Source organism: Leptolyngbya sp. KIOST-1, from assembly GCF_000763385.1.
GTDB lineage: Bacteria > Cyanobacteriota > Cyanobacteriia > Phormidesmidales > Phormidesmidaceae > Nodosilinea.
Window position 1 is genome coordinate 262,673 of sequence record NZ_JQFA01000004.1, and the last position, 24,610, is coordinate 287,282.

Annotated in this window: 20 protein-coding genes; 15 read left to right on the forward strand and 5 right to left on the reverse strand. The window is 61.0% G+C overall.

Annotated elements, in window-relative coordinates:
• Nucleotides 1-22 precede the first annotated feature (22 nt).
• From NF78_RS33035 to urtE, 6 genes are all read left to right on the forward strand, one after another.
• Nucleotides 23-2,668 carry a response regulator gene (locus tag NF78_RS33035; RefSeq protein WP_052050720.1) on the forward strand — a complete coding sequence of 882 codons (2,646 nt, stop codon included), beginning with the start codon at nucleotides 23-25 and terminating at the stop codon, nucleotides 2,666-2,668.
• Between the two features lie 366 nt (nucleotides 2,669-3,034).
• On the forward strand, nucleotides 3,035-4,342 hold the full coding sequence (urtA, locus tag NF78_RS18190) for an urea ABC transporter substrate-binding protein (protein ID WP_035990604.1): 1,308 nt from the start codon (nucleotides 3,035-3,037) through the stop codon (nucleotides 4,340-4,342).
• A 496-nt stretch (nucleotides 4,343-4,838) separates the two neighbouring features.
• Nucleotides 4,839-6,011 (forward strand): ABC transporter permease subunit, encoded by a 1,173-nt coding sequence (locus tag NF78_RS18195; RefSeq protein ID WP_035990606.1) that lies wholly within the window; start codon nucleotides 4,839-4,841, stop codon nucleotides 6,009-6,011.
• Between the two features lie 4 nt (nucleotides 6,012-6,015).
• Entirely contained in the window at nucleotides 6,016-7,194 is a 1,179-nt protein-coding gene (gene urtC, locus NF78_RS18200; RefSeq protein WP_081972750.1) for an urea ABC transporter permease subunit UrtC, read from the forward strand.
• A gap of 194 nt (nucleotides 7,195-7,388) precedes the next feature.
• Nucleotides 7,389-8,519 (forward strand): urea ABC transporter ATP-binding protein UrtD, encoded by a 1,131-nt coding sequence (gene urtD, locus NF78_RS18205; protein ID WP_035990608.1) that lies wholly within the window; start codon nucleotides 7,389-7,391, stop codon nucleotides 8,517-8,519.
• Nucleotides 8,520-8,638: 119 nt separating this feature from the next.
• Nucleotides 8,639-9,391: an urea ABC transporter ATP-binding subunit UrtE gene (urtE, locus tag NF78_RS18210; RefSeq protein ID WP_197064921.1), complete on the forward strand. Its 753-nt coding sequence runs from the start codon at nucleotides 8,639-8,641 to the stop codon at nucleotides 9,389-9,391.
• Between the two features lie 70 nt (nucleotides 9,392-9,461).
• Here urtE and treY read toward each other — a convergent pair whose 3' ends face one another.
• The 3 genes from treY to NF78_RS18225 all read right to left on the reverse strand — a co-directional run bounded on the left by treY (nucleotide 9,462) and on the right by NF78_RS18225 (nucleotide 15,974).
• A complete protein-coding gene (gene treY, locus NF78_RS18215) occupies nucleotides 9,462-12,254 on the reverse strand; it encodes a malto-oligosyltrehalose synthase (protein ID WP_035990611.1) in 2,793 nt (930 codons plus the stop codon).
• A 200-nt stretch (nucleotides 12,255-12,454) separates the two neighbouring features.
• Nucleotides 12,455-14,299 (reverse strand): malto-oligosyltrehalose trehalohydrolase, encoded by a 1,845-nt coding sequence (gene treZ / locus NF78_RS18220; protein WP_035990613.1) that lies wholly within the window; start codon nucleotides 14,297-14,299, stop codon nucleotides 12,455-12,457.
• Between the two features lie 301 nt (nucleotides 14,300-14,600).
• Nucleotides 14,601-15,974 (reverse strand): serine/threonine protein kinase, encoded by a 1,374-nt coding sequence (locus tag NF78_RS18225; protein WP_035990615.1) that lies wholly within the window; start codon nucleotides 15,972-15,974, stop codon nucleotides 14,601-14,603.
• Between the two features lie 293 nt (nucleotides 15,975-16,267).
• On the opposite strand from NF78_RS18225, the gene NF78_RS33040 reads away from it, so the two are divergent.
• Genes NF78_RS33040 through NF78_RS18230 form a run of 3 tightly spaced genes read left to right on the forward strand, consistent with a single transcriptional unit; the run spans nucleotide 16,268 to nucleotide 17,058 of the window.
• Nucleotides 16,268-16,399: a hypothetical protein gene (locus tag NF78_RS33040; protein WP_263970652.1), complete on the forward strand. Its 132-nt coding sequence runs from the start codon at nucleotides 16,268-16,270 to the stop codon at nucleotides 16,397-16,399.
• Between the two features lie 31 nt (nucleotides 16,400-16,430).
• The gene (locus NF78_RS31345; protein ID WP_156119872.1) at nucleotides 16,431-16,595 is read left to right on the forward strand and encodes a hypothetical protein; all 165 of its coding nucleotides are present in this window, start codon (nucleotides 16,431-16,433) and stop codon (nucleotides 16,593-16,595) included.
• Nucleotides 16,596-16,653: 58 nt separating this feature from the next.
• On the forward strand, nucleotides 16,654-17,058 hold the full coding sequence (locus tag NF78_RS18230; protein WP_052050722.1) for a hypothetical protein: 405 nt from the start codon (nucleotides 16,654-16,656) through the stop codon (nucleotides 17,056-17,058).
• Nucleotides 17,059-17,136: 78 nt separating this feature from the next.
• Here the strand turns inward: NF78_RS18230 and NF78_RS18235 are convergent, their stop codons facing one another.
• On the reverse strand, nucleotides 17,137-17,910 hold the full coding sequence (locus tag NF78_RS18235; protein WP_035990616.1) for a hypothetical protein: 774 nt from the start codon (nucleotides 17,908-17,910) through the stop codon (nucleotides 17,137-17,139).
• A complete protein-coding gene (locus tag NF78_RS18240) occupies nucleotides 17,907-18,890 on the reverse strand; it encodes an ABC transporter ATP-binding protein (protein ID WP_081972751.1) in 984 nt (327 codons plus the stop codon). The genes NF78_RS18235 and NF78_RS18240 overlap by 4 nt, the downstream gene beginning before the upstream one ends.
• A 208-nt stretch (nucleotides 18,891-19,098) precedes the next feature.
• On the opposite strand from NF78_RS18240, the gene NF78_RS18245 reads away from it, so the two are divergent.
• The 6 genes from NF78_RS18245 (at nucleotide 19,099) to NF78_RS28420 (ending at nucleotide 24,424) form a co-directional block, all read left to right on the forward strand.
• The gene (locus NF78_RS18245) at nucleotides 19,099-19,773 is read left to right on the forward strand and encodes a MerR family transcriptional regulator (protein WP_225885368.1); all 675 of its coding nucleotides are present in this window, start codon (nucleotides 19,099-19,101) and stop codon (nucleotides 19,771-19,773) included.
• A complete protein-coding gene (locus tag NF78_RS18250) occupies nucleotides 19,770-21,044 on the forward strand; it encodes a vWA domain-containing protein (RefSeq protein ID WP_035990620.1) in 1,275 nt (424 codons plus the stop codon). The genes NF78_RS18245 and NF78_RS18250 overlap by 4 nt, the downstream gene beginning before the upstream one ends.
• 86 nt (nucleotides 21,045-21,130) lie before the next feature.
• The gene (locus tag NF78_RS31350; protein WP_156119873.1) at nucleotides 21,131-21,310 is read left to right on the forward strand and encodes a hypothetical protein; all 180 of its coding nucleotides are present in this window, start codon (nucleotides 21,131-21,133) and stop codon (nucleotides 21,308-21,310) included.
• Nucleotides 21,311-21,608: 298 nt separating this feature from the next.
• Nucleotides 21,609-22,274: a hypothetical protein gene (locus NF78_RS18255; protein WP_156119874.1), complete on the forward strand. Its 666-nt coding sequence runs from the start codon at nucleotides 21,609-21,611 to the stop codon at nucleotides 22,272-22,274.
• Between the two features lie 61 nt (nucleotides 22,275-22,335).
• On the forward strand, nucleotides 22,336-22,464 hold the full coding sequence (locus tag NF78_RS33045) for a hypothetical protein (RefSeq protein ID WP_263970653.1): 129 nt from the start codon (nucleotides 22,336-22,338) through the stop codon (nucleotides 22,462-22,464).
• Between the two features lie 67 nt (nucleotides 22,465-22,531).
• Nucleotides 22,532-24,424 carry a GUN4 domain-containing protein gene (locus NF78_RS28420; RefSeq protein WP_081972752.1) on the forward strand — a complete coding sequence of 631 codons (1,893 nt, stop codon included), beginning with the start codon at nucleotides 22,532-22,534 and terminating at the stop codon, nucleotides 24,422-24,424.
• Nucleotides 24,425-24,610: the final 186 nt, after the last annotated feature.

The following is a 24,610-nucleotide window of genomic DNA, read 5'->3' on the forward strand; positions in this document are numbered from 1 at the left end:
CTTTTCTGTCACCTCTATCCCCATGGCCAAGCTGCTTTTGGTTGAAGATAATGACGTCAATCGCGATATGTTGTCTCGCCGTTTGATGCGGAAGGGCTACGAGGTCGCGATCGCGATCGATGGCGCAGAAGGCGTCGCCAAAGCGCTCTCCGAACGGCCCGATCTGGTGATCATGGATATTGATCTGCCGGTGATCGATGGCTACGAGGCCACCCGCCAAATCAAAGCCAACCCCCAAATTCAGAACATTCCCATCATTGCGCTAACCGCCCACGCCATGGCGGGCGATCGTGAGCAAGCCCTCGCCGCAGGCTGCGACGAATACGAAACCAAACCCGTCAACCTGCCCCAACTGCTCGACAAAGTGGAGCAGCTGCTTGCGGCCGCCCAGCCCTCCGCCCCCCCCGAAGATACCCTGCCCTTCCGGGATAAGCGGGTGCAGCGGGCGCTCTTGAGCCACCTCCGCCACGAACTGTGTACTCCCATGAACGCCATCATTGGCTACAGCGAAATGCTGCTGGAGGAACTCAAGGGTCAACCCCACTCAGCTCTGGCCACCGACCTTAAAAATATCTACACCTGCGGCACCCAACTGCTTTCCCTTGCCAACGTCATCCTGGACCCGACTCAGCTAGACGTGGGCCAATTTCGGAGCGATATTAACTCCTTTGGAGCAACCATTCGCCTGGAGATGCTGACGCCCCTCAGCACAATCATTGGCTACTGCGAGCTGCTGCTCGAAGAGGCCGACCCCAACATTCAGGCCGATCTACAGCGCATTCACCGGGCGGCCCAGCAGTTGCTCAGCATGGTCAATGACATTGTCAATCTGTCGCGACAGCAACTCCAACTCATCAATCCCAACCAGCTCGACGCCAACGAATTGACCTTAGAGAGCGGAGCCGAATCCGCCTGGTTTAAGCAGGCCGAAACCACCCTGCAGGTTCTCCGTTACGACCCCATTGAGGATCAAAACAGCCAGGGAGGGCACATCCTCATCGTTGACGACAACGAGACCAATCGTGATTTACTGTCCCGGCAGCTGGAGTATCAGGGCTTTACCGTTACGATCGCAGCCCATGGCCAAGCGGCCCTGGAATTGCTTCACAACGCCAGCTACGACCTGATTTTGCTCGACTTAATCATGCCGGAGATGAACGGCTTTGAGGTGCTCATCCACCTCAAGCAGAGCCCCACCTGGCAGAGCATTCCGGTGATTATGATCTCGTCTTTGGACGAGATCGACAATGTGGTGCGCTGCATCGAGATGGGAGCCGAAGATTTTCTCTCAAAGCCGTTTAAGCCGGTGCTGTTGCGGGCCAAGATTATGGCGTCCCTGGAGAAGAAGCGCCTGCGGGATCAGCGGGTCATGTATCTGGCCAGGCAGCTCATTGCCGAGGCCACTCCGGTACCGGTCCTCACCTGGCGCTGGGACGATGGGGTGGTGCTCTACAGCAACGCGGCCGCCAGGGCCACGTTTGGCTGTGACGATCAGCCGCTGGTCAATTGCACCATTCAAGACTTTTTCTTGAATCAGGAGGACTATCAACGCCTGCGCGCCACCCTGGAGCAGGGCCAGTCCATTCAGCACTACGAGCTGCAGTGCAAACGGGCCGACGGTAGCCCCCTGTGGACCACGACGTCGTTTCAGCCGCTCACCTATAACGGCGAAGCGACGGTGCTCAGCGCCATGGTCGACATTACCCTGCGGAAACAGGCCGAAGATGCCCTGCGGTTGGCCGAGGAAAAATATCGCAGCATTTTTGAGAATGCCCTGGAGGGGATCTTTCAGTCCACCCCGGACGGGCACTTTCTCAGTGTTAACCCTGCCATGGCCCGTATCCATGGCTATGATTCGGCGGCCGAAATGATGGCCGTTGTAACTGAAATCGGCAATCAAATCTACGTGGACCCCGAAGGGCGCCAGGAGTTTATCCGGCAGGTTGAGTCCAGCGGACAGATGACCGGCTACGAGTATCAGGCCTATCGCAAAGATGGTGACATGATGTGGCTGTCGGAGAGTGTGCGAGCCGTGCGGGGCGGGAATGGCGAGTTGCTCTACTTCGAAGGCATTGTCGAAGATGTTACCCAACGCAAGCTGAAGGAGTTGGCCCTCAAACGGCAGGTCAATGAACTCAAGGTTGAGATTGACCAGGCCAAGCGGGTTCAGGAGGTGGCTGCCATTACTCAAAGTGCGTATTTTCAAGAAATTCAGGCAGAAGCGGCGCGGCTGCGCCAAGAGCAAGGGGAGGGGGACGATTGGCAGCATTCTGTTTCTGCCCCGCCTGGCCGCATCAAGGTGCTGCTGATAGAAGACAACGAGATGAACCGGGATATGCTCTCTCGCCGCCTGCGCCGAATGGACTATGAGGTCCTCACTGCGGCGGATGGACTGGAGGGCGTTTCGATGGCCGCCACCCATCGCCCCGACATTGTGTTGATGGATATGAGCTTGCCCGTGATGGACGGCTGGGAAGCCACCCAAAAGCTGAAGGCCAACGCTGAAACCGCCAGCATTCCTGTGATTGCCCTCACCGCCCACGCCATGCAGGGCGATCGCGAAAAGGCCCTGGCCATCGGCTGCGACGAATACGACACCAAACCCATTGAACTGCCCCGGCTGCTCAACAAAATCAGCCTCCTCCTAGATGCGAAATCCTCCGGCTAGGAAGATTGGGGCGCACTGATACGCCATTGACGCACCTCCTGCCCCAGCGTTAGTCTCCACCTGCCCTGGGTGCCGGCAGAAAGCACTCCCCAAGGGCTCCCCTGTCGCCCTCCCTAGCTTAGGTAGCAACGGCATCATCACCCGCCGCCCTCCCCCTGACCGGGCCACACCAAAACCCAGCCAACGTCTGAACTCAGCCCCAGGATTGATGACAATTGGGCTGTTCTCCCTGGAATGTTACAGAAACGTTGGGTCATTTGGTATCCCAGACTACATTTGCTGCCGGTTACTGCTCCTAATATTCACTCTGACGGTCTACGTGGACTTTCGGTTACGCGTTTTTGTTAACGAGTCAGGAGAGGTTGAATGGTCACGCGATTTAATCGACGCAAGTTTTTAGTGTACGGATCGGCTACCCTGGGCACCTCCATGCTGTTAAAGGCCTGCGGTGGCACCACTACGACCACCGGCACCGGTACCACTGAGGGCGGGACCGATACCGCAGCGGCGAACGGGGAAACCATTAAAGTGGGCATTCTGCACTCCCTCAGCGGCACTATGGCCATTAGCGAAACCACCGTAGTCGATGCTGAGAAGCTGGCCATCAAAGAAATCAACGAGGCAGGCGGTGTGCTGGGCCGCCAGATCGAGGCCGTGGTAGAAGACGGAGCCTCCGACTGGCCCACCTTTGCCGAGAAGGCTGAAAAGCTAATTGACCAGGACCAGGTAGCCGTGGTGTTTGGCTGCTGGACCTCCGCCAGCCGCAAGGCGGTGCTGCCCGTGTTCGAATCGAAGGACCACATGCTGTGGTACCCGGTGCAGTACGAGGGCCAGGAGTGCTCCCAGAACATTTTCTACACTGGGGCCGCCCCCAACCAGCAGATTGAGCCCGCCGTGGACTGGCTGCTGGAGAACAAGGGCACCGACTTCTTCCTGGTGGGCTCTGACTACGTGTTCCCCCGCACCGCTAACACCATCATCAAAGAGCAGCTGGCGGCCCGGGGCGGCAACACCGTGGGCGAGGACTACCTGCCCCTGGGCAACACTGAGGTCACCCCGATCATCACCCGCATCCGGGCGGCTCTGCCCAACGGCGGCGTCATCTTCAACAGCCTCAACGGCGACAGCAACGTGGCCTTCTTCACCCAGCTCCAGGGCGCAGGCATGGGGCCGGATCAGTACCCGGTGATGTCCGTCAGCGTGGCCGAGGAAGAAGTGCGCCAGATCGGGACTGAGTTCCTGACCGGGCACCTGGCCTCCTGGAACTACTTCATGACCGTGGACACCCCCGAAAACGAGCGGTGGGTATCTGCCTTCCAGGAAGAGTTTGGCAGCGATCGCGTCACCAACGACCCCATGGAAGCGGCCTACATCATGGTCTACCTGTGGAAGCAGGCGGTGGAAGCAGCGGGCACCTTTGACATTCCCGAAGTGCGGACAGCGGCCTACGGCCAGAGCATGGATGCTCCCGAAGGCCCCGTGACCATGAATCCCAACCATCACCTGTCTAAGACGGTGCGGATTGGTGAGATCCAGGAAGACGGTATGTTCGACATCCTCTGGGCCACCGATGGCCCCATCGACCCCGAGCCCTGGAACCAGTTTGTGCCCGAGACCACGGGCTTTGGCTGCGACTGGTCCGACCCGGCCAAGGGCGAGCGGTTCGAGATCTAGGTCTGCCTTCTGCCTGAGCACCTGCTAAGGATGGGAATCGAGCGAGGATGCTGCAAGCCGTGTCCTCGCTCGATTTTTAAAGGTTGAATTCGGGCTCTTTCCCTAAGCAGGCAGTCTCAGGACCATGCTCATAGCGTTATTCGGGTGGGGACTGCCTGACGAACGACAGATGGCCTGCATCCTGAAATAAATCTGACTATCTTGTGGCTTATTAGCTCAGTAACAAATTGCCGAAATTTAACCCCTGACCTAGATCGATGCAGTCCATAAAAAGCTTTTAGGTAGGTTGTTTCGAGGGTTTAGGCGTACAGCCTAGGGATTTAAGTTGAGGTTGATTCAGGTTTTTCAGGATATGGATCAATGACTCAGAGGCTGGCCAGGCGGATGTTCAAAAAGAGCATTTTGGAGGAGCTTGTCGCCTCTACAATGAGGCTGATTTTTACTGAGATGGGCGTTGGATGACCGTTGGCGTATTGTTTTCTGAGCGGTAAAACCAGTGATAGAAGGCTTAATTAGTGGCCTATTCAACGGCATTAGCATCGGCGCGGTGCTGTTGATTGTGGCTTTGGGTTTAGCGATTGTGTTTGGTCTGATGGGGGTCATTAACCTGGCCCACGGTGAGTTGATGATGTTTGGGGCCTACACCACCTTTGTGGTGCAGAACGCGGCCCAGAGCATCGGCGGGGTTGCCCCCGACCTCTACATTTTTGCGGCGCTGCCCCTGGCGTTTTTGGTGGCGGCGGCCCTGGGCCTGCTGCTAGAGCGCACCGTGATTCGCCACCTCTACGGGCGGCCCCTGGAGACGCTGCTGGCCACCTGGGGGGTGAGTCTGATTTTGATCCAGACCATTCGCAGTATTAGCTGGCCCATGGCCCTGGGGCTGTTGGTGTTTGCCGTTCTGTTTGTGGGCGGGCGCTGGGTGCTGACCCGCTACACCAACTGGGAGCAGATCAGAGCCTGGGCCAACCCGGTGTTTGTGCTGCTGTCGGCGGCGATCGCGCTCCTCACCTGGATCTGGATTGGCAATGCCGCCAGCGCTCAGTTTGTTCGGCCCTGGTTTGGGGCCCGCAATGTGAATGTGGCCTCGCCCAGTTGGCTGCGGGGCAGCATATCCCTGGGAACTGGGATTCAGCTGCCCATGGCGCGCCTGTTCATCATTTTGCTGACCACGCTCTGCGTGCTGGCGGTGTACTGGTTCCTGAACCGCACCGCCTGGGGGCTGCGGATTCGCTCGGTGACTCAAAACCGGGGTATGAGCGCCTGTTTGGGTATCCCCACCGGACAGGTGGATGCAATCACCTTTGCCCTGGGCTCTGGACTGGCGGGGGTGGCGGGCTGCGTCGTCACCATGCTGGGCGCTGTGGGGCCAAACCTGGGCAGCAACTACATTGTGGACGCCTTCATGGTGGTGGTGGTGGGCGGTGTCGGCAAGCTGGTGGGCAGCATTGTGGCGTCCCTGGTGATCGGCACGGTCGTCTACCTGGTCGGGTCGGGCACCCTGGCGACGATGTTCCCCCCGGCAGCAGCGTTCCAGCCGTTCATCGATTTCTTCACCTTCTTTGCCACTACCAGTATGGCCAGGGTGATGGTGTTTGCGTTGATTATTGCCTTCCTGCAGGTGCGGCCCGCCGGGCTGTTCCCGCCGAAGGGTCGAGCAGTGGAGCTGTAGACCAATGACGACTGAAGCAACTATGCAGCCGCGCCGGGCGGTTAAGGCCAGCCAGAAGCGCAAGTTTGTGATCGAGGCGATCGCTGTTGTAGCGGTTGCCCTGATCCTGGTGGTGATTCTGCCCCTGTTTCTCACCCCCTTCCGGCTGAACCTGCTGGGGCGGTTTCTGGCCCTGGGCATCGTCGCCCTGGGTATCGACCTGATCTGGGGGTTCACCGGACTGCTGAGCCTGGGCCACGGCATTTTCTTTGCCCTGGGGGGCTACGCCTTTGCCATGTTCCTCCAGCTCAACAGCCTGCCGGAGGGCAGCATCCCCGAATTCTTTGGCCTCTACGGGGTGAGGGAGCTGCCCTGGTTCTGGCAGCCGTTCAACTCGTTTCCTTTTACGCTGCTGGCGATCGTGCTGATTCCAGCGATCGTGGCGGGGCTACTGGGCTACCTGGTGTTCCGTAACCGCATTCGCGGCGTGTACTTTTCGATCCTCACCCAGGCTGCCCTGGTGGTGTTTTTCAACTTTTTCAACGGCCAGCAGGAGCTGATCAACGGCACCAACGGCCTCACCACCTCCACCACGACGTTTCTGGGCCAACGGGTGGGCTCTGGCGAAATGCGGATGTTCTTCTACATCGCCACGGTGGTTGCCCTGGTGGCCATGTATGCCCTCTGCCGCTGGCTGACCAGCGGGCGCTTTGGCCGCATGCTGGTGGCCATCCGCGACGACGAAAACCGGGTGCGCTTCTCCGGCTACGACCCGACCGCCTTTAAGGTGCTGGTGTTCGCGGTGTCCGGGGCGATCGCCGGGGTTGCCGGTGCCCTCTACTCTGTGCAGTCGGGTATCATCTCTCCCCAGGCCATGGACATCGCCTTCTCCATCGAGATGGTGATCTGGGTGGCCGTGGGCGGTCGGGCCACCCTGGTCGGGGCCATCCTGGGCGCGGTACTGGTGAATATGGCCCGCAGCCTGCTCAGCGAGCGCTTCCCTGACGTGTGGCTGTTCTTCCAGGGGGCACTGTTCCTGATCGTGGTCACCGCCCTGCCCGACGGCATCATCGGCTGGGGACGCCGCACCTTTGGCTCCACCGTCAGCAAAGCCCTCGGCATCGCCCCCACCACCCTGCCCTACCTCGACGACAGCCCCGAACCCGTAGCAGCCTCTGAAACCCCCGAGTTCGCCGAAAAGTAGCGTGGGTCCCGACACCCCCCTGGACCCCACCGGGCACCCATAAGGATCCCACGTGCCCACGGTCTTCATCGGTGGGCGGTGCCCACCATCACCCTACTCCAAAGTATTGGTCTTGCTCAGCATCGGCTGAGGGTTGAGACCCGCGCTACGCATCCACCCATCCACCCTCCCACCCATCCACTCCCTTCCCCAAAATGAGCACCAAAGTCCTCGACATCCAAGACGTCACCGTCAGCTTCGACGGATTTAAGGCCCTTAACCACCTCAACTTCTCCATGGATGAGGGCGAGCTGCGGGTGATCATCGGCCCCAACGGCGCGGGCAAAACCACCTTTCTGGACGTGATCACCGGCAAAACCAAGCCCACCGAGGGGGCCGCTTACTTTAAAGGCCAGGATGTTCGCAAGTTCAAAGAACACCAGATCGCCCGCCTCGGCATTGGCCGCAAGTTCCAGACCCCCCGCGTCTACCTCAACCTGACCCCTCGCGAAAACCTGGAACTCTCCTGCAACCGCGAGAAAAACGTCTTCGCCACCCTGTTCAAGAAAACCCCCACCGCCGAAAAGCGCACCGTCGGTGGCCTGCTGGAGACCATCGGCCTCGACCACAAGGCCGACATCCCTGCGGCCCTGCTCTCCCACGGTGAAAAGCAGTGGCTGGAGATCGGCATGCTGGTGGCCCAGTCCCCCGACCTGCTGCTGGTGGATGAGCCGGTGGCGGGCCTCACCGATGAAGAGACCGAGCAGACCGGCAAACTGCTGATGTCCCTGGCCGAGAGCCACTCCATCGTGGTGATCGAGCACGACATGGAGTTTGTCCGTCAGATTGCCCGCCAGGTCACCGTGCTGCACCAGGGCACCGTGCTGTGCGAGGGCACCATGGACGAGGTGCAGAACGACCCTAAGGTAATCGAAGTCTACCTGGGCAAAGAAACCCACATCACCCCCGAGCAGATGCTCCTGCTGCGCATCGCCGCCACTATGGCCTGGTCCGACCACAATTTTGCTGATATCCAGCAGGAGGTGATCCTCGATCGCCTCAGCCGTAAGTTTGCCCAGGACCCCGAGGCCCAGGCCGACCTGCGCGGCGACCTGAATGACTTGCTAGCCCGAGAAATTCCCCTGGAGGAGCTGGTGCCCCAGCTCACGACCCAGGCCCAGCGCGAAGAAGCGCTGATGCTCAGCTACGAGGTGATCAGCTCTAACCAGATCAACCAGACCGAGGCGGTGGTTTACCAAAAGCTGCTGAACCTGCTGGGGCTACCTCCGGAGACCGTGTCCCGGTTGGAGGTTGCTGCCCTGGAGGAGCTTGCTGCTCGGGGGTAGATGAGTGGATGGGTGGATGAGTGAATGGGGAAACGTTTTGCTCCCCATCCACCCGCCCCCCCATCCATCCACCCGCCCCCCATCCACCCGCCCACCTTCCCCTACCCATCCACGCCACCATGACCACTACCCTCCCCTCCCCCACCCTGCAAGACCCCGCTACCGCCCCCATGGTCGAGATCTCGGGGCTGAACTTTTACTACGGCGAGAGCCACATTCTGCGGGATGTGAACCTGACGGTGCCCAAGGGGCAGATGGTGTGTTTGATTGGCCGCAACGGCGTGGGCAAGACCACCCTGCTGAAGAACATCATGGGGGTGCTGCGGCCCCGCACCGGCGAGATTCGGTTTGAGGGCCAGGTGGTGAATGGGCTATCGCCCGATCGCCGGGCTCGGCTGGGTGTTGGCTACGTACCCCAGGGCCGGGAGGTGATCCCCCGGCTGACGGTGAGAGAAAACCTGCTGATCGGTCAGGAGGCGCTGGGCCGGCGTGGCAAGCCTCTGAAGGAAGTACCGGAGCACATCTACGAACTATTTCCGGTGCTGAAGACCATGCTCGATCGCATGGGGGGAGACCTCAGCGGTGGGCAGCAGCAGCAGTTGGCGATCGCCCGCGCCATCATGGGTCAGCCCAAGCTGCTGGTGCTGGACGAACCCACCGAGGGCATCCAGCCCTCGATCATCCTCGACATTGAAGCGGCGGTGAAGCAGATTATCAAGACCACGGGCATTTCGGTGCTGCTGGTGGAGCAGCACCTGCACTTTGTCCGCCAAGCCGACTACTACTACGCCATGCAGCGGGGCAGCGTGGTCGCCAACGGCCCCACTCGCGAACTCACCAACGACATCATCCAGGAATTTTTGGCCGTGTAGACAAGGTTTGTAGCCTTCCACAAAAATGGCTGCCCGCTGGCAGCCATTTTTGTGGGTTTTTGTGGAAGGATCATTCCGTGGCTTCGCCAATCAGGATGGCTACCGGGAAGGTGTCCAGCAGGGTCGCCAGGGGGGTATCTTCGGCGGCGGTCACTGTTTCACCGGTAATCCAGTTCTGCCAGGTGCTGACGTGGTGGGGCAGGGCTAGGGTGGTGTCGGCCCAGGCTTTGCCAATCGGGTAGTCGCCCTCAGCCACAAACCGAGTCAAAAAACGGGGCGCGATCGCCACTACCCACTGATTCCCCCGCTGCCGGGCAAAGGCTACCACGCTGTCTTCGGCGGTGCCCCGGGCAAACAGGGGCTGGTAGTCGCCCAGCTCAAACAGCTCGGGGTAGGCCCGCCGCACCGAGAGGCCGCAGTGGGTCACCCACAGCTTGATGCGTCCGTCGCGGCGGTACTCCAGCAGGTTTTGCAGCAGGCTGGGGCGGTCGCCCTCGGCCCAGTGCTGGAGTTCGTGCAGCCAGTGGCGGCGCAGGTTGTAGTCCACCGGGCGGCGGTTGTCGGGGTCAACCAGGCTAAAGTCCCACAGTTCCTGACCCTGGTAAATGTCGGGCACCCCGGGCAGCAACAGCTTGAGCACCACCTGGGCCAGGGAATTGTAGATGCCGTAGTCGGCGATCCGCTGCTGAAAGGGCCGAAACGCCTTCAAAAAGGCATTGTCGTCGCCGGGGGTGAGAATGGCGCGGGTGAAGGCCACGTAGCCGTCTTCGTAGTCGGCATCGGGGCGGAGCCAGGCGGTGTGCACCTTGGCCTCGCGCACGGCCTTGACCACGTACTCGGCCAGGCGATCGCTAAAGCTGCCCAATTCGCTGTCGTCGAAGGGGAAGGCCCCCACCAGAGTTTGGTAGAGAAAATACTCGTCGTTGGCGTCGGGCACCACGCGATCGCGTACCACCGTTTTGTGGCTGCCGTTGAGGCTGCGCCAGCTGTTCACCGCTGCCTCCCACTCCGTGGGCAGCTCCGACAGCACGTTGAGCCGTGCCCGCACATCCTCACTGCGCTTGGTGTCGTGGGTGGAGGTGGCGTTGATGGCGTGGGGCCACTGCTGCTGCCGCTGCTGCTGTCGCTGGTGAAACTGCCGAATCGAGAGGCCAAAGTGCCCCGGCGACCCGCCCACCTCGTTGAGGCTGATAAAGCGGTTGTAGCTGTAGAACAGCGTGTCTTCCAGGCCCTTGGCCATCAGCGGGCCGGTGAACTGCTGCAGGCGCATGACGAAGTGCAACCACTGGGCCTTTTCTTCGTCGGGGAGCGAACCTTCGTAGTTGAGCGACAGAAATTTTTCGATCAGGTTCAGCTCGTTGACCAGCTGGGGAATGCGCCTGCGAGCCGATTCGATCGCCTCCTGCACGTAGGCCAGATCCCGCTCCGAAATCCCCTTTTCGTTGGCGTAGGTGCAGTAGATCGGGAAGGCCACCAGCACCTCCTCGATGGCGGTACGCAGACCGTACAGGGTCAGGTCGCGGCCGTAGCGGTACTGCTGGCACACCCGCTTGAGAAAGCGGGCCAGGTTATTGATGTCCCCCACCAGGTTGGTATCGGCAATCAGCTGTTTTTTCTGCCGCACCAGCTCGGTGTAGGGGGTCGATTCTCCGGTCAGCTGCTGGTAGATGTGGGTAAACCAGTCCTGGTTTTCCTGCTGACAAAAAACGCCGTTGAGCTGAGTCAGGGAGTCGTAGCCCGAGGTACCCTGAATCGGCCAGCCCGAGGGCAGGGTTTCCTCAGACTCCAGAATTTTTTCGACCACGATGTAGGTGTCGCCCAGGCGATCGCGCAGCCGCTCCAGGTAGCGGGTGGGGTCGTACAGCCCGTCGATGTGATCCACCCTGACGCCGTTAAACTGCCCGCCCTTCACCATCTGGCAGATCAGGTCGTGGGTCTGGTCAAACACCTGCTCGTTGTCCACCTTGAGGCAAATCAACTCGTTGACGGTGAAGAAGCGGCGATAGTTGAGTTCCTCTGCCCCCACCTTCCAAAACGAGAGCCGGTAGAACTGCTCCGACAGCAGCTCATCGAGCAGATCAAAGCTGCTGGGCTGGTCGGGGGTGCCGTTAAAAATGACCAGATTTTGGTCGATAAACTCGCGTACCTCGTCGCTGTCCTGGTAGACATCCCACAGTAGCCCCTTGGCAAACTGGGCCTGGTCGCGGTACTCGCGCCCGTGCAGATCGACAATGGCATTTTTGACCAGGTAGAGAATGCCAGAAATTTTGATGAAGGTGCGATCGCGCTTGTCTAAATGCTGGGCCAGTCGCCCCGACTGGTAGCTCAAAAACCGCCCGTAGGACTCAATTCGTACCGGAAACTGAAGGCCGTAATAGTTGACGCTGAGGCCCGACTCGTCGTAGCTGAGCTGAATTTCGCCCCGCTCCAGGCAGCGATCGTAAAAATCGCCTAGCATGGGCGCGAGAACCTTGCCGCCCAGCTCCTCTGGCCCTTCCCACTCGATATCAAAAAAGTCGAAGTAGGGCGAGTTGGCCCCGTACTCCATGACATCCATCAGGTAGCGGTTCTGGCCGTCGTAGGCCATATGGTTGGGCACAATGTCCTGGAGCCAGCCCAGGCCGTGGTGGTGCGCCGTGTCGATCAGCGGCTGAAACGCCTCCTGCCCGCCGAGTTCGGGGTTGAGCTGGGTGGGGTCAACCACATCGTAGCCGTGGGTGCTGCCCTGGCGCGCCTTGAAAATAGGTGACGCATAGATGTCTGAAACGCCCAGATTCTTTAGATAATCGACAATGCCCTGGGCCGCAGCAAAGCCAAACGTTGAGTTGAACTGAATCCGATAGGTGGCGGTGGGAATACGCATGGCGAGTTCCAAAAGAGGATGGAAGATTAAATAGACGTAGGGCGGGTCATCAGTTCTGGCCAGGAACCCTTTACCATCAGCATTGCCACACCCGACCCAAAACCCAGGCCAGGGGGCTGTCACCCCTGAGGGTTGAATTGCCGGAGGCCCCTGGATGACAGCCCCTGGAAACCTCCCTCAAGCGGACCCATCCGGGCCAGCTAGGCCACTGCATACAGCGTAAAGCTGAGGGGGGGAAGCTCCAGCGTCTGCGCTTCGGCAATGGTTTCAGGTAGCGATGACCCCGGCCCATTCCACTCGGTCGCAGCTGAGTCCAGCTTCAGCTGCCAGGGTTGTTGGGGCGCTTCTAGCTCGATGGTGGTGACGGCCTGCTGGAAATTCATCAGGAACAGCAGGGGCCCATCGGGTAGGCTGCGCTGGTAGACAATCACCTCCTGGTCGCGATCGCGAGCTACTTTGATGTCTATATCGGCCGAGTAAGAAGGGGTGCTGAGCTGGAGCTGTCGCCGCAGTTCGAGCAGCCGCCGGTAAAAGTCCAGCAGGGTTTTGTGGTGCCCCGACCGGCGCGAGTCCCAGTTCAGCTTCGAGGCCTCAAAGGTAGAAACTTCGTGGGCGGGGGCCGGCTCCCCAAAGCCGTGGGCTTCTCTAAACTCGCGCTTGCGGCCCTCATAAACGGCTTTGACCAACTCCGGATCGCTGTGGTCAATGAAGTAGTTAAAGGGCGCAACTTCGCCGTACTCTTCGCCCATAAAGAGCAGCGGAATGTAGGGCGAGGTCAACAGCACCGCCGCCGTCAGCTTCAGGGCATCGAAGGGAATCAGCTTGGAGAGGCGATCGCAGCCTTTGGCATTGCCAATCTGGTCGTGGTTTTGGGCACAGACAATGAACTGGTGCGAGGGCAAATCGGTGGCATCGTTGCCGTGCCGCCGCCGCCGAAAGGGCGAAAACTTGCCGCTGTAGACAAAGCGATCGCGGATGGCCGTAGCCAGGTCTTCGCAGGTGCCAAAGTCGTGGTAGTAGCCGTAGCGCTCCCCCGTGACCAGGGTGTGCAGGGCGTGGTGAAAGTCGTCGCACCACTGGGCCTGGAGGGCAAACCCACCCTGCTCGGGGGAACGAATAATGCGGGTGTCGTTGAGGTCACTTTCGGCGGTGACGTAGAGGGGTTTGCCCAGCTGGTCCGACAGTTTGGCCACCTCTTCGGCCAGCTCGGCCAGCACGTGCTTGGCGCTAAAGTCGTAGATGGCGTGGATAGCATCGAGCCGCAGCCCATCGACATGGAACTCACGCAGCCAGTAGAGGGCGTTTTCGATGCAGTACTCGCGCACGCCGTCGCTCCAGGTGTCGTCGAAGTTGATGGCGTTGCCCCAGGGGGTGTTGTACTTGTCGGTGGTGTAGGGGCCAAAGCAGCCGGTGTAGTTGCCCTCGGGGCCAAAGTGGTTGTAGACCACATCTAAAATGACCGCCAACCCTTCCCGGTGGCAGGCATCGACCAGGCGCTTGAACCCCTCCGGACCGCCGTAGGAGTTCTGGGTAGCGTAGGGAAACACGCCGTCGTAGCCCCAGTTGCGATCGCCCGGAAACTGCGCCACGGGCAGAATTTCAATCGCGGTAATGCCCAGCGCCTTGAGGTCGGCCAGCTGCGCGATCGCGGCCTCAAAGGTGCCCTCTTTAGTAAAGGTGCCGATATGGACTTCGTAGATCACGTAGTCCTGCCAGGGAATGTTTTTCCAGCCGTCGTCGCTCCACTGGTACTGGCTGAGGTCAACCACTGCCGAGGGACCATGGACCCCCTCCGGCTGATAAAACGACGCCGGGTCGGGCCGGAGATCCTCGGACTGGTTCACGCGGTAGAAATACTGCGTCCCTGCGGCAACATTTTCAACCGTAGTCGTCCAGTAGCCATCCTCGCTTTTCTGCATTAAAACCGTATCTTTTTGAGGCGATACCAGCTCTAGTTCAACGGAGTCTAGCTCAGGTCCCCAAACGGTAAAACGACACTGACCATTGCTCTTTAAAATGGCTCCAATCTTGAGGTCTGCTGTCATGGGGAATCATCTTCTTTAGCGAGGTAAGCGCCGATGCCAAAACCACAGCATCACGCTCAGACACCATACCAACGTCAGATTTATTCCCAATCTCCTTTTAGATAGATCCTAGTCTTGGGGCTAGAAATTGCCAAATTTCAATCTGTCCCCAGGAGGAAATTGTTGGTTCCCCCGGAGCAGTCTCAGAGTGCTTCATCAATTCCTGCCCCCCTGGTACCAGGGTTACCACCTCCGAACCAGCACCGGTCGACCGTGTAGACGCCCATCCTGGTGGCAACGGAGCAGACCCCATCCAGGCTCATTAACCTATGGCTTTAATGAATGAGTCAAGCTCGTGCACCAGCCAGTTCTGTTCCACCGGAGTAAGGTACACCCCAAATTTGTGGGGTTTTAAACCTTCGAACAGCGTAATGGCCGGGATTGACTTAGAGTTCTCTTTGTAAGCCGTCTGCAGAACTACACCCGAGAGGTCGGCAGTCTTTCCCTGGACCTGGCGCTTACAGATCAACAGTTGCCGCTCCAGCACAAACCGCTGAGGACCTATCTCCAACCTGGCTTTGCTGAAGAGACTGTTTAGGAAAACCAGCAGCATCCCCAACGCCAACGACCCCAGGGGCATCAAGAAGCCTAAGAAGCCCAGGACTTCGAGCGGGGATGGTCCATCACTCACAATGCTAAGGACCAGTAACAAAAACATACCATTTGAAACGAGTGCCATCAGCCCAGGGCCCAGGGCTCTTTCCTGGATGCCGGCAGCGGGGATTTCTAACAGCAGTCTGCTCTGACTTTTGTGCAACCGTACCCGCGTACCCACCGGGCGGCGAGGGGCCAGCGACCTTTCCTGCACCCTGCTAACCGCTGCCCCCGAGGGCTGGGTCAGGGCCCGCAGAGCAGCACGGGCCGAGGCAAAGCGATCTTCCACCAGAGGATCGATGATCCGATCGAGCCAGTCAGCAAAGGCATCGGAGACAGAGACATGACGGCGAAAGTCAATGCGGAGGCGATTTTGGGGCAAATCTGCCGGGGACTGATGGGTCAACAGATAGAGCAACGTAGCCCCAAGACCATACAGATCCGTCGCCGGTACCGCCTGCCCCCGAAATTGCTCTGGGGCCATGTAACCATAGGTGCCGACTACGGTGCTGCCCTGGCTCATGGTGTCGCGGTAAACCGTCTGCACGGCACCAAAATCGACCAGATGAATACGGCCACCCTGCCCTCGGATAATGTTCTGAGGTTTAATGTCCCGATGAATGACTGGCGGATTTAAACAATGTAAATAATCCAGCACCTTGAGCATGGCTGTGGCAATCTCGCGGGCCTCAGTTTCGTCAACCCGCCAGCCCGAGGCGACCAAATCGGCCAAAGAGGTCCCTTGGGCCAGCTTCTGGGCCAGGTAAAACAGCCGATTGTCCGCTGTATCTACCTCAAAGTAGTCCACGTAGGCAGGAATCGCCGGATGGTCAAGGCTCTCCAGCGTCTGGGCTTCCCGCTTGAACAACTCGATCTGTTTCCAGTCTTTCAGTCCCCTGAGGGAAAGCTCTTTGAGCGCAACGTTCTGCCCTGTTTCTAATGACTCAGCCAGATAGGTGATCCCGGTTCCCCCCCGCCCCAGCTCACGCACGATGCGGTAGCGGTTGTCGATCACGTCTCCGGCGGTGTGGGCCAATTGCATCTACAAGCTTCCCAAAAACGGCAGTCCCCGGCACCTACCCAACTCACCCGATTATGCCCTCGGGGCTTTCACATCCAACACCTCCGGCGTTGCTGAATTGAGTAATGAATCCGTAAACTCGACATCCTCTCATCGCCCCCTTAAATCCCCCAATTCTGGGGAACTTTGAGATTTCGACTCCCCCCAGAATTGGGGGGCGGGGGGGGGCAAATCATACCTGCATCCAGCAACGCCCACCTCCTACCCTCCTGCGAACCACGCTGCATCTACACCGCTCACCGCTCGGGGAGCAGGTGAAGGCCCGGAATGATGATCTGGAAGCCCAGCGCCTGCTGTTCGAAGAGCTGGGGTGGAGCGAGGATTGGGTGGTCAACGGGGCTGAGCAGGAGGTGCTAGCCTTTGCCATGGCCGACGGCCTGAACTGAGTCGGCCTCCCCTGTTTAATAAACGTATGGATTGGTGTGCAACTCCCTCAAAGCCGGGGTGCGGGCGACGAACTGGCCTATCCCCTGGCCCAAGCTCCGCTGGGAAGTCGCTATAGTGGATCGGGTGCAGCGGCAGTTTTGCCTGCCGTCAGATCGGTTCTCTGATGGCGACTACCCCGGCCCCCGGGCCAGTTAGGGCGTCGTACGTCAGGGATGCCGGATGAGAATCCTCCTGTCCTTTAGAAGCTGTTGTGATGCGAAACTGGTTCATTCTAGCCCTTGCCCTAGGTGTGGTCGGCCTCTCCCCCACCAGTGCCCCTGCCCAGTCCCCCGCTGATCCCGCCAATCCTCAGATCCAGGGCGACGTAGACCCACTCTTCCTGATTCGGGGCAGAAACATAGCCCGCAGTGCCGCCGAAACTGCCAATGGGGGGTTAGGGAATTACATGGCCGAGCCGGCTATGCATGGTCCCACGGCCAGTGCTCCCATGGTGATCAACGAGGATGGTTCCCTGCTGTTTACCTTCAGGGGCTTTCGTCCGGAAGCTCGCGATGCCAGCGGCAACCCCATTTTTTCCTACGAAACGGAAGTGTTGGTAAACCCCAACCGGACCTTTGAAATTCTCTATAACGGTCCCATTCGCCCGGCCAATCCTTAACCGCGTTGTAGGGGCATTGCAGGCAATGCCCCTACGGCGGATGGAGAATAAATCGGGTTATGCGATCCAGATGGGGGCCTAATATCCGCTGAGGGAGCCCCGCTGCTTGGCGGTAGTTTCTGCCCAGCGGAATACCAGCAGCCCCAGAACGAAATAGACGATCCCGTTGAGCAGGGCCAGGGCAAAGGTGGCCCAGTCGAGTCCTACGCCTCGGGCCATCAAGTCGCGCAGCAGGCCGGTGCTGGGCAGCATGGGCAGCAGGAACCGCAGGTACTGCATCAGGCCGGTGAATTCTTCCAGGGGGGCGGCCAGCAAAAACAGCAGCAGAAACTGGAAGATGCCCAAAATTTGCTGCACCCGCTTAAACACCAGCGCCACCGACCCCATCAAAAAGGCCAGTCCATACCCGGCCAGCAGCAGGGAGGCCAGGGGCAGCAGCAGCAGGGGCGGAAAGGCCAGGCGACTACCGGAGAGGCCCATCAACAGCAGCAGCACGATCGCCAGAATGCCCAGCCGCAGGGCGAGGCTGGCAAAGGCCCGAGCTAGAAATACGCGCGGGGCCCCAAAAGGAGAGAGAAACACCTGCTCCAGGGTGCCGGTTTCAGCTTCGATTTGCAGGTTGATGGCGATGTCGTTGTTGACGGAAATAATCAGAGTCCACAGGGCGTAGCCCAGGACGACGGCATCGAGGCGATCGCCAAAGGCGAACCCCGGCCCGGCAATGTACTGGGCACTGGCAAACAGCCCGTAGAAGACCGCCATGATGATGACGATTCCGGCGATCACCTCGGTGGGGTAGCGGACGAACTGAATCCAGGTGCGCTTGAGTTCGGCGTGGAGCAAATCGATCATGGGGAGACATGCGGCTGGTCGTTGACCAGTTTGAGAAACACCTGGGTGAGGTCGGCGCGATCGCGCTGCACCGCCACCAGCGGCACCGGGCGCAGCGCCCCCAGCAGCCCATAGAGGTTTTCTGGGCTGCCCGCGTAGGCAATCTGCCGGCCCTGCACCGTCCCCCCCAGCTGGATCACGGCCTGGATCTGCGCTGGGGACAGGTCGTTCTCCACCTCCAGGTGGTAGGTGGAACTGGAAAATTCCCTCAGCAGGGCCTCGGTGGACTGCTCGGCAATGATCCGCCCCCGGCGAATGATCGCTACCCGGTCCGAGAGTGCTTCGGCCACATCCAGCTGGTGGGTGGTGAGCAGAATGGCGCGGCCCTCCTGGGCAATCTGGCGCACCAGGGCTTTCACCATTTCGCTGGCCTCCACGTCCAAACCCAGCGTAGGTTCATCCAGCAGCAGCAGCCGGGGATTGTGGATCAGGGCAACGGCGATCGCCACCTTTTGCTGCATTCCCCGCGAGAGCTTCTGCACCGGGGTATGGCGCTTTTCCTCCAGCCCAAAGCGGGCCAGCAGTTCCAGCCCCCGACGATGGGCCACCTGACGGGGCACCTGCCGCAGGACGCCGAAATAGTCTAGATTTTCTGCCGGGGTCAGCCGCCAGTACAGGTTGCGGTTGCCCTCCAGCACGGCCCCGATGTGGCGCAGGGCACGGGACTGGCGGTGGGGGTCCTCTCCCGCCACAATCACCCGCCCGTGGGTAGGGCGTACCAGGCCCGCAATCATTTTGATCGTGGTGGTTTTGCCGGCCCCGTTGGGTCCCAAAAAGGCCAGCACCTCCCCTTGGCGCAGGGTGAGGGAGACCTGGTTTACCGCTTCAAACCGCTGCTTGCCCCGCCCGTAGGTCTTGGCGAGGTCGCGGGTATCCAGCACGATGGAGCCGGGAGCGGACGGTTCAGTCCAGTCATCGGTGGGACGAGGGGCAGTTTGCACGAAAGGGGTAAGCTCCCAGCGACAGGTAGGGTCTTTACTTATCTTAATCGGTCAGCCTGGTGGATTCATGGACGGGGCAGACCGGGGCAGAGGCCCATCCCCTCAGCGGATGGTGCGAGCCAGGGGAGAGCCTGGGTATCGACCATGATTACAATTTCGCATGTTATTGACATTTTATTTTGCAAGTGTCTATTATGGGGGCATGAGCATGTTGCAACAGATTGCCCAGCAACAGCCCGAGATGGTCCTGGAGCGTTTTGTGGACGTGACCAACGACCTACTGCCCCAGTTTTTGCCCGACCAGGTTTCTGGCAGTCGCGGGCAAGAGCCGGTAAACCCTCGGCTGGTGCGCCACTACACCACTCAGGGGTGGTTAGACCGGCCCCTCAAGCAGGGGCGCGAAGCCCGATACACCTACCGACATCTACTGCAGTTGCTGGTGCTGCGCCGTTTGCTGGCGGAAGGCTACAGCACCAGCTCCATTGGCGGCCTGATCAGCGGCCAGTCCGATGCCGCCCTGGAAAACATCTTGCAAGGAGGGGTACAACTCACCGTGGAGGCGGCCAACCCGGCCCTGGCGTTTTTGTCCCAAATTCGCGATCGCCAGGCAACGCCCCCACCCGATCGCGCTGCCGGAGGGCGCAGGCAATACCTGGGGCCCCCCCATGGGGCGTCCTTTCAGCCATCCTTCGAGGCTGCCCCGCCCCCGCCCGCCCCATCGCCCCCGCCCACCTGGACCCGTCTGGAGATTCTCGACGGTCTGGAGCTGCACGTCCGCCAGGACTTTGCGGTACCGACCACGGCCCACGAGCGCGACAGCCTGCTGCGGCTGATTGCCGACCACCTCACCCACCTCAACCTATCCCAAAGGCCACCACCATGACCCAAGCCAAACCCGCCCTGCCCACTGTCGAACTGCTGCCGTTGCACGGGGCGATTGTCGCCCAGCAGCCCATCACCCTGGATGTGCTGGTGCGCATCACCCCCCCAGCCGTCACCCTGAGCACCGATCGCGTGCCGCTCAACCTCAGCCTGGCCATCGATCGCTCGGGCTCGATGCAGGGCCAAAAGATGCACTACGCCCGCGAGGCGGCCCGGTTTGCGATCGAAAACCTGCTGCCCTGCGATCGCATCAGCGTTATTCTCTTTGACGATCGGATCGAAACCCTGGTCCCCAGCACCCTGGCCACCGACAAAAATACCCTGCTCGACAAGGTGCGCCACATCCATTCCCGGGGGTCCACCGCCCTCCACGCGGGCTGGGTGGAGGCGGGCATGCAGGTCAGCCAATACCTCAACCCCGACCAGCTCAACCGGGTAATTGTGCTCTCCGACGGGCTGGCCAACGTGGGGGAGACCAGGCCAGATGCGATCGCCAGTGACGTCCACGGGCTGGCCCAGCGGGGGGTAAGCACCACCGCCCTGGGCATCGGCAACGACTACAGCGAAGATCTGCTGGCGGCGATGGCCCGCAGCGGCGACGGCAACTTCTTCCACATCGAATCGCCGGATCAGCTGCCCGCCCTGTTTGAAACCGAGCTTTCTGGGCTGGCCGCCACCCTGGGGCAGCGGGTCAGCCTGGGGGTCAAACCCGGCCGGGGGGTGACGGTGCTGGACGTGCTGAACGACTTCGATCTGACCGACACCGGGCGCTACAAGCTGCCCAACCTGATGGTGGGGTCGCCCATTCACGCGGTGGTGCGGCTCCAGGTGCCCGCCCTCAGCCGCAGTACCGAGCTGCTCCAGGTGCGGCTGGCCTGGAACAACACCGACCAACCGGGCCGCCAGGTGCTGCGCGCCGGGCTGGAGCTGCCCCTGGTGAGCGTGGAGCAGTTCAGCGATTTCCCCGCCGACGAGACAGTACAGGAACAGGTGGCCCTGCTGATGGCGGCCCGCGCCCGCCGCGAAGCAATTGAGCTCTCCGACCGGGGTGACTATGTGGCAGCCCGGCAGTTGCTCAGCGATGCCCGATTGGCAATGGACTGTATGGCCCCCAGCCAGATGCTGAGCGAGGAACAGGCCGTTTTGGAAGACCTGGAGGCCGACTACCAGCGCGGCGATGTGGCCGGTGCCCGCAAGAAGGCGTTTTCACAGTCGTTCAACCTGTCACGCTCGGGCAGGTCCAACCCCCGGCGATCGATGGATTCTAAGTAAACCCAATTTGAGTCCTGTAGGGGCAAACGGTGTTTGCCCCCGGGAATTCGGGATTTGGATTTGGTTTCGGTACAACTTACCCTGGGGTGCGTCATCGCTTTACGCGACGCATCGAAGCGGCCCGGCGCAGTGCGTTGGGCTGTCGCCACAACACCCTCTACAGTCTCCCTACTCTCAACCCCACCAGTCTGTGGCACTTCGCTGTAGCTATGTTGGGCATGAGCGTTGGATACACGCTATTTGCCACCGGATACCTGCCGTTTTGAGGGGTGGCGATCGCCTCAGCGCGATCATTTTGAATGCCATGTTTCAATTCCCGTAACCCACGGGCAGAGAGGCGATCGCCCAGGGAAGATGGGGGTTAGGCGGGACACATTCTGGTACAGGCTGCGGAATTGGTCTCAGCCCGGCTGAAGTAACGTGATGGTATTGCCCTCGTTCCTTTCAGACCTGTCGATTTAGACCAGACGGCAATCCCCGCTTATCCCCCAGATTCTGTACCTTGCGCCGCCCGTATCAGGCCGCGGTGGCGAGGTGCTAGAGCTGCTCTCACCCCCGAATACCATGAGAACCTCGCTTCGCCTGTCAGCCCTGGCTGGAATAGTTTTAGTTTCGAATATCTTAATCGCCTGCGCGAGGGTACCGCTGGCTCCGCAGCCTGCGCCCCTACCCGAACCTGGCGCAGCTGTCACCGACCCCGTGGCCCCGACAAGCAGCTGGGCCGAAAGTTTGGGGGTGGTTTCGGCACCTGAGCCCTGGCAGGTTGAGCCCTGCGAAAATGCCGTGCTGCTGTGTGTGCGGGCCAACGGCGAGTTGGTTGGCACCGTGGAACGGTTCAGCTATCCGGTGAGTGCGATCGACCTGCCCACTGGCCAAACCTTCAGCCCAGGGACAGAGCGAGCGTTTCTGCAGGCCTGGGTGGCCGATCACTACGCGGCCATTGAGGGCAATCGCCGCCTGGCCGACCCCAGCCTCAGCTTTGGGGCGGCTCCGCCCCAGGACATCGCCGTGGGCTCCCAGCCGGGGTTGCGCTACGGCTACACCGTCATCCGCCCCGACGGGACTCTGTTTGACCGGGGCATCGGCTACGTGGCCGTTGAGGGCGACTGGGTTCATGTGGTCGCTACCGGAGCGATCAGCGGCGACCCTGGCGGGCCGTTCTCCGATGCAGCGGTTCTGGCCGCATTTGAGCCTCACCTGGACGCCATTGTCCAGGGGCTGCGGCTGTGATTGTGAACGGCTGAGCGATCGCCCCTCTGGCCGGGAGCGTTGGCCAGTGTGGTGATTCGGGTTGCGGGGCTGGTCGAATGGCATCACCAAACGCTGGCGATCGGGCAATGGCGCGGCACGCCGGGTCGGCGGTCACCGCATCACGGCTGCGATGGGGCAGCACACCCAAAAACTGCAGACCTATGTCTGAGCCCTGGTTTTGAGAAGGACCCAGGGAGGAACCTGAGCCAGCACATGTATTCCTTGAGGAGACGACGATGAAACGATTGACGGCTTTGGGCTTGAGTTTGGCGCTGGCGGCTACCGCGATCGCGCCGATGGGTGGCGTGGTGAGGGCTGAGGTTGCCCCCGCCGGGCAGCCCGGCCAACGGGCACAAACGGTTGACATGGAGGCGCTGCGATCGCACCTGGCCGCCCAGGACTGGCGGGCCGCCGATGCCGAAACCCGCCGCATTTTAGACCCCTGGATTCACCCCGGCGGCGATATTTTGGGGCCGGGGCTGGCCATTAACATTCCCCCCGAGGTGCTACAAACCCTGGACCAGCTCTGGGTGGAGGCCAGCGGCGGGCGGTTTGGCTTTAGCGTGCAGCAGCGCATTTGGGCGGAGGTCAGCGCCCAGCATCCTACGGATACGGCGGCGGCGGCGAAGGCCTTTGGCGATCGCGTCGGCTGGACCCGTCCCCCCGGCGTGGAAGACCCCACCGTCATCGCCGGGGAATGGTTGACCGAGATGGAGATCAACCCCTCCCTGGAGGCTCCGGTAGGGCACCTGCCCTGGGCCGGGGTGAGCTGGGCACAGATTTCTCGCCTGTTCGCGGTGGAGAGCTGCGGCAGCTGCACCATCGACGCCATGTACGTGCAGGGGGAGCGGTTCAATCGCTACCTGCCCACCCTGTACAGCTGGGTGGATACGGCCCTGGCGCTGACCGTGCCCGCTGTCGGCTCCTGGCAGCGACCCCAGCTGGCCCACGCGATCGATCTGAAGTCCCTCTATCCGGAGGCCCAGTGTCCAGTTAGCCCGCTGTCTTCGGCCATCAGCCCCAATGGGGCGGTGGTGGCGATCGCCAGCCACAGCTACGCGCCAGGCTGCCCCACGCCAGGGGAAAGCACCCTGGCCCTGTGGAATGCCCAGCGGGGCAACCGCATCGTCACCCTGCACCGGGGGCCAGCGCTGGCGGCCTCGGCCCAGGGCAACCCACCCCAGGAACCCGCTGGGCAGGGCGACCGCCTGGTGGGGGATGTGGCCAATGCGATCGCGTTTACCCCCAACAGTCAGCTGGTGGCAGCGGGCATGTCCTACGGCGTGGTGCGGCTGTGGTCCGCCACCACCGGCGAGCAGGTGCGCTCCTTGGTGGGGCATCGCTACGCGGTGCGGGCGATCGCCATTAGCCCCACGGGCCAAACCCTGGCCAGCGCCAGCGCCGACAACACGATCAAACTGTGGAACCTCCAGACCGGGCAGCTCCTGCAGACCATCCCGGTGCCCGCCGCCAGCGGCATCGTCCATACCCTGCGCTTTAGCCCCAACGGCCAGCGTCTGGCCACCGCCACCGACCAAAACACCCTCCAGCTCTGGGAGGTGCCCACCGGGCGGCTGGTCCGCACCCTGGTGGATCGGGCGGGCAACACGGTGCCGCTGCTGCCGGTGGCCTTTAGCCCCGACGGCACTACCCTGGCCACGGGCGACGCCAACAACAGCCTCAAGTTCTGGAACGCCACCACGGGCGCTCGCCAGCTCACCCTGAAGGTGCACGACCCCCTGCGCCATCTGGCCTACAGCCCCAACGGTGCTTGGCTGGCCACCAGCGACGGCTTCACCGCCCGCCTGTGGAATCTGGCCCGCCGCGAGACGGTGCACTTCATCCCCCTCAACCAGACCGCCGGGCACCACATCCAGCCGACTAACCCAGGGCTGATCACCTTTAGCCCCGACGGCCAAACCCTGGCCACCAGCACCCTCTTGCTGCCCCTGGTGGACAGCGAGCCGATTCCGCGCCAGGGCATCACCCTCTGGTCGGTGGCGACCGGGCTACCCCTGGCCCAACTCCACGAGGTTGGCCCGTTTCAGTTCAGCCCCAACGGCCAGTTTTTGCTCGCCCAGGGACAGCAGGTGCAGCTCTGGCAGCCCTACAGCCGTCTGGTGCGCTAGGGCGTGTCATCCGTTCGGGCTAAAGACCTGACCGTCAGCGGTGCCACACCCAACCCAGACCCCAGGCCAGGGGCTGTAGCGGCTGATTTATTGGGCATCAGAGGCCAACTGATGGCAGCCCCCAGGCCGTAACCGTTTCTGTAACCAAGGCTACAGTCTCCCTAGGGCTGGTTAGGGTGATAACAC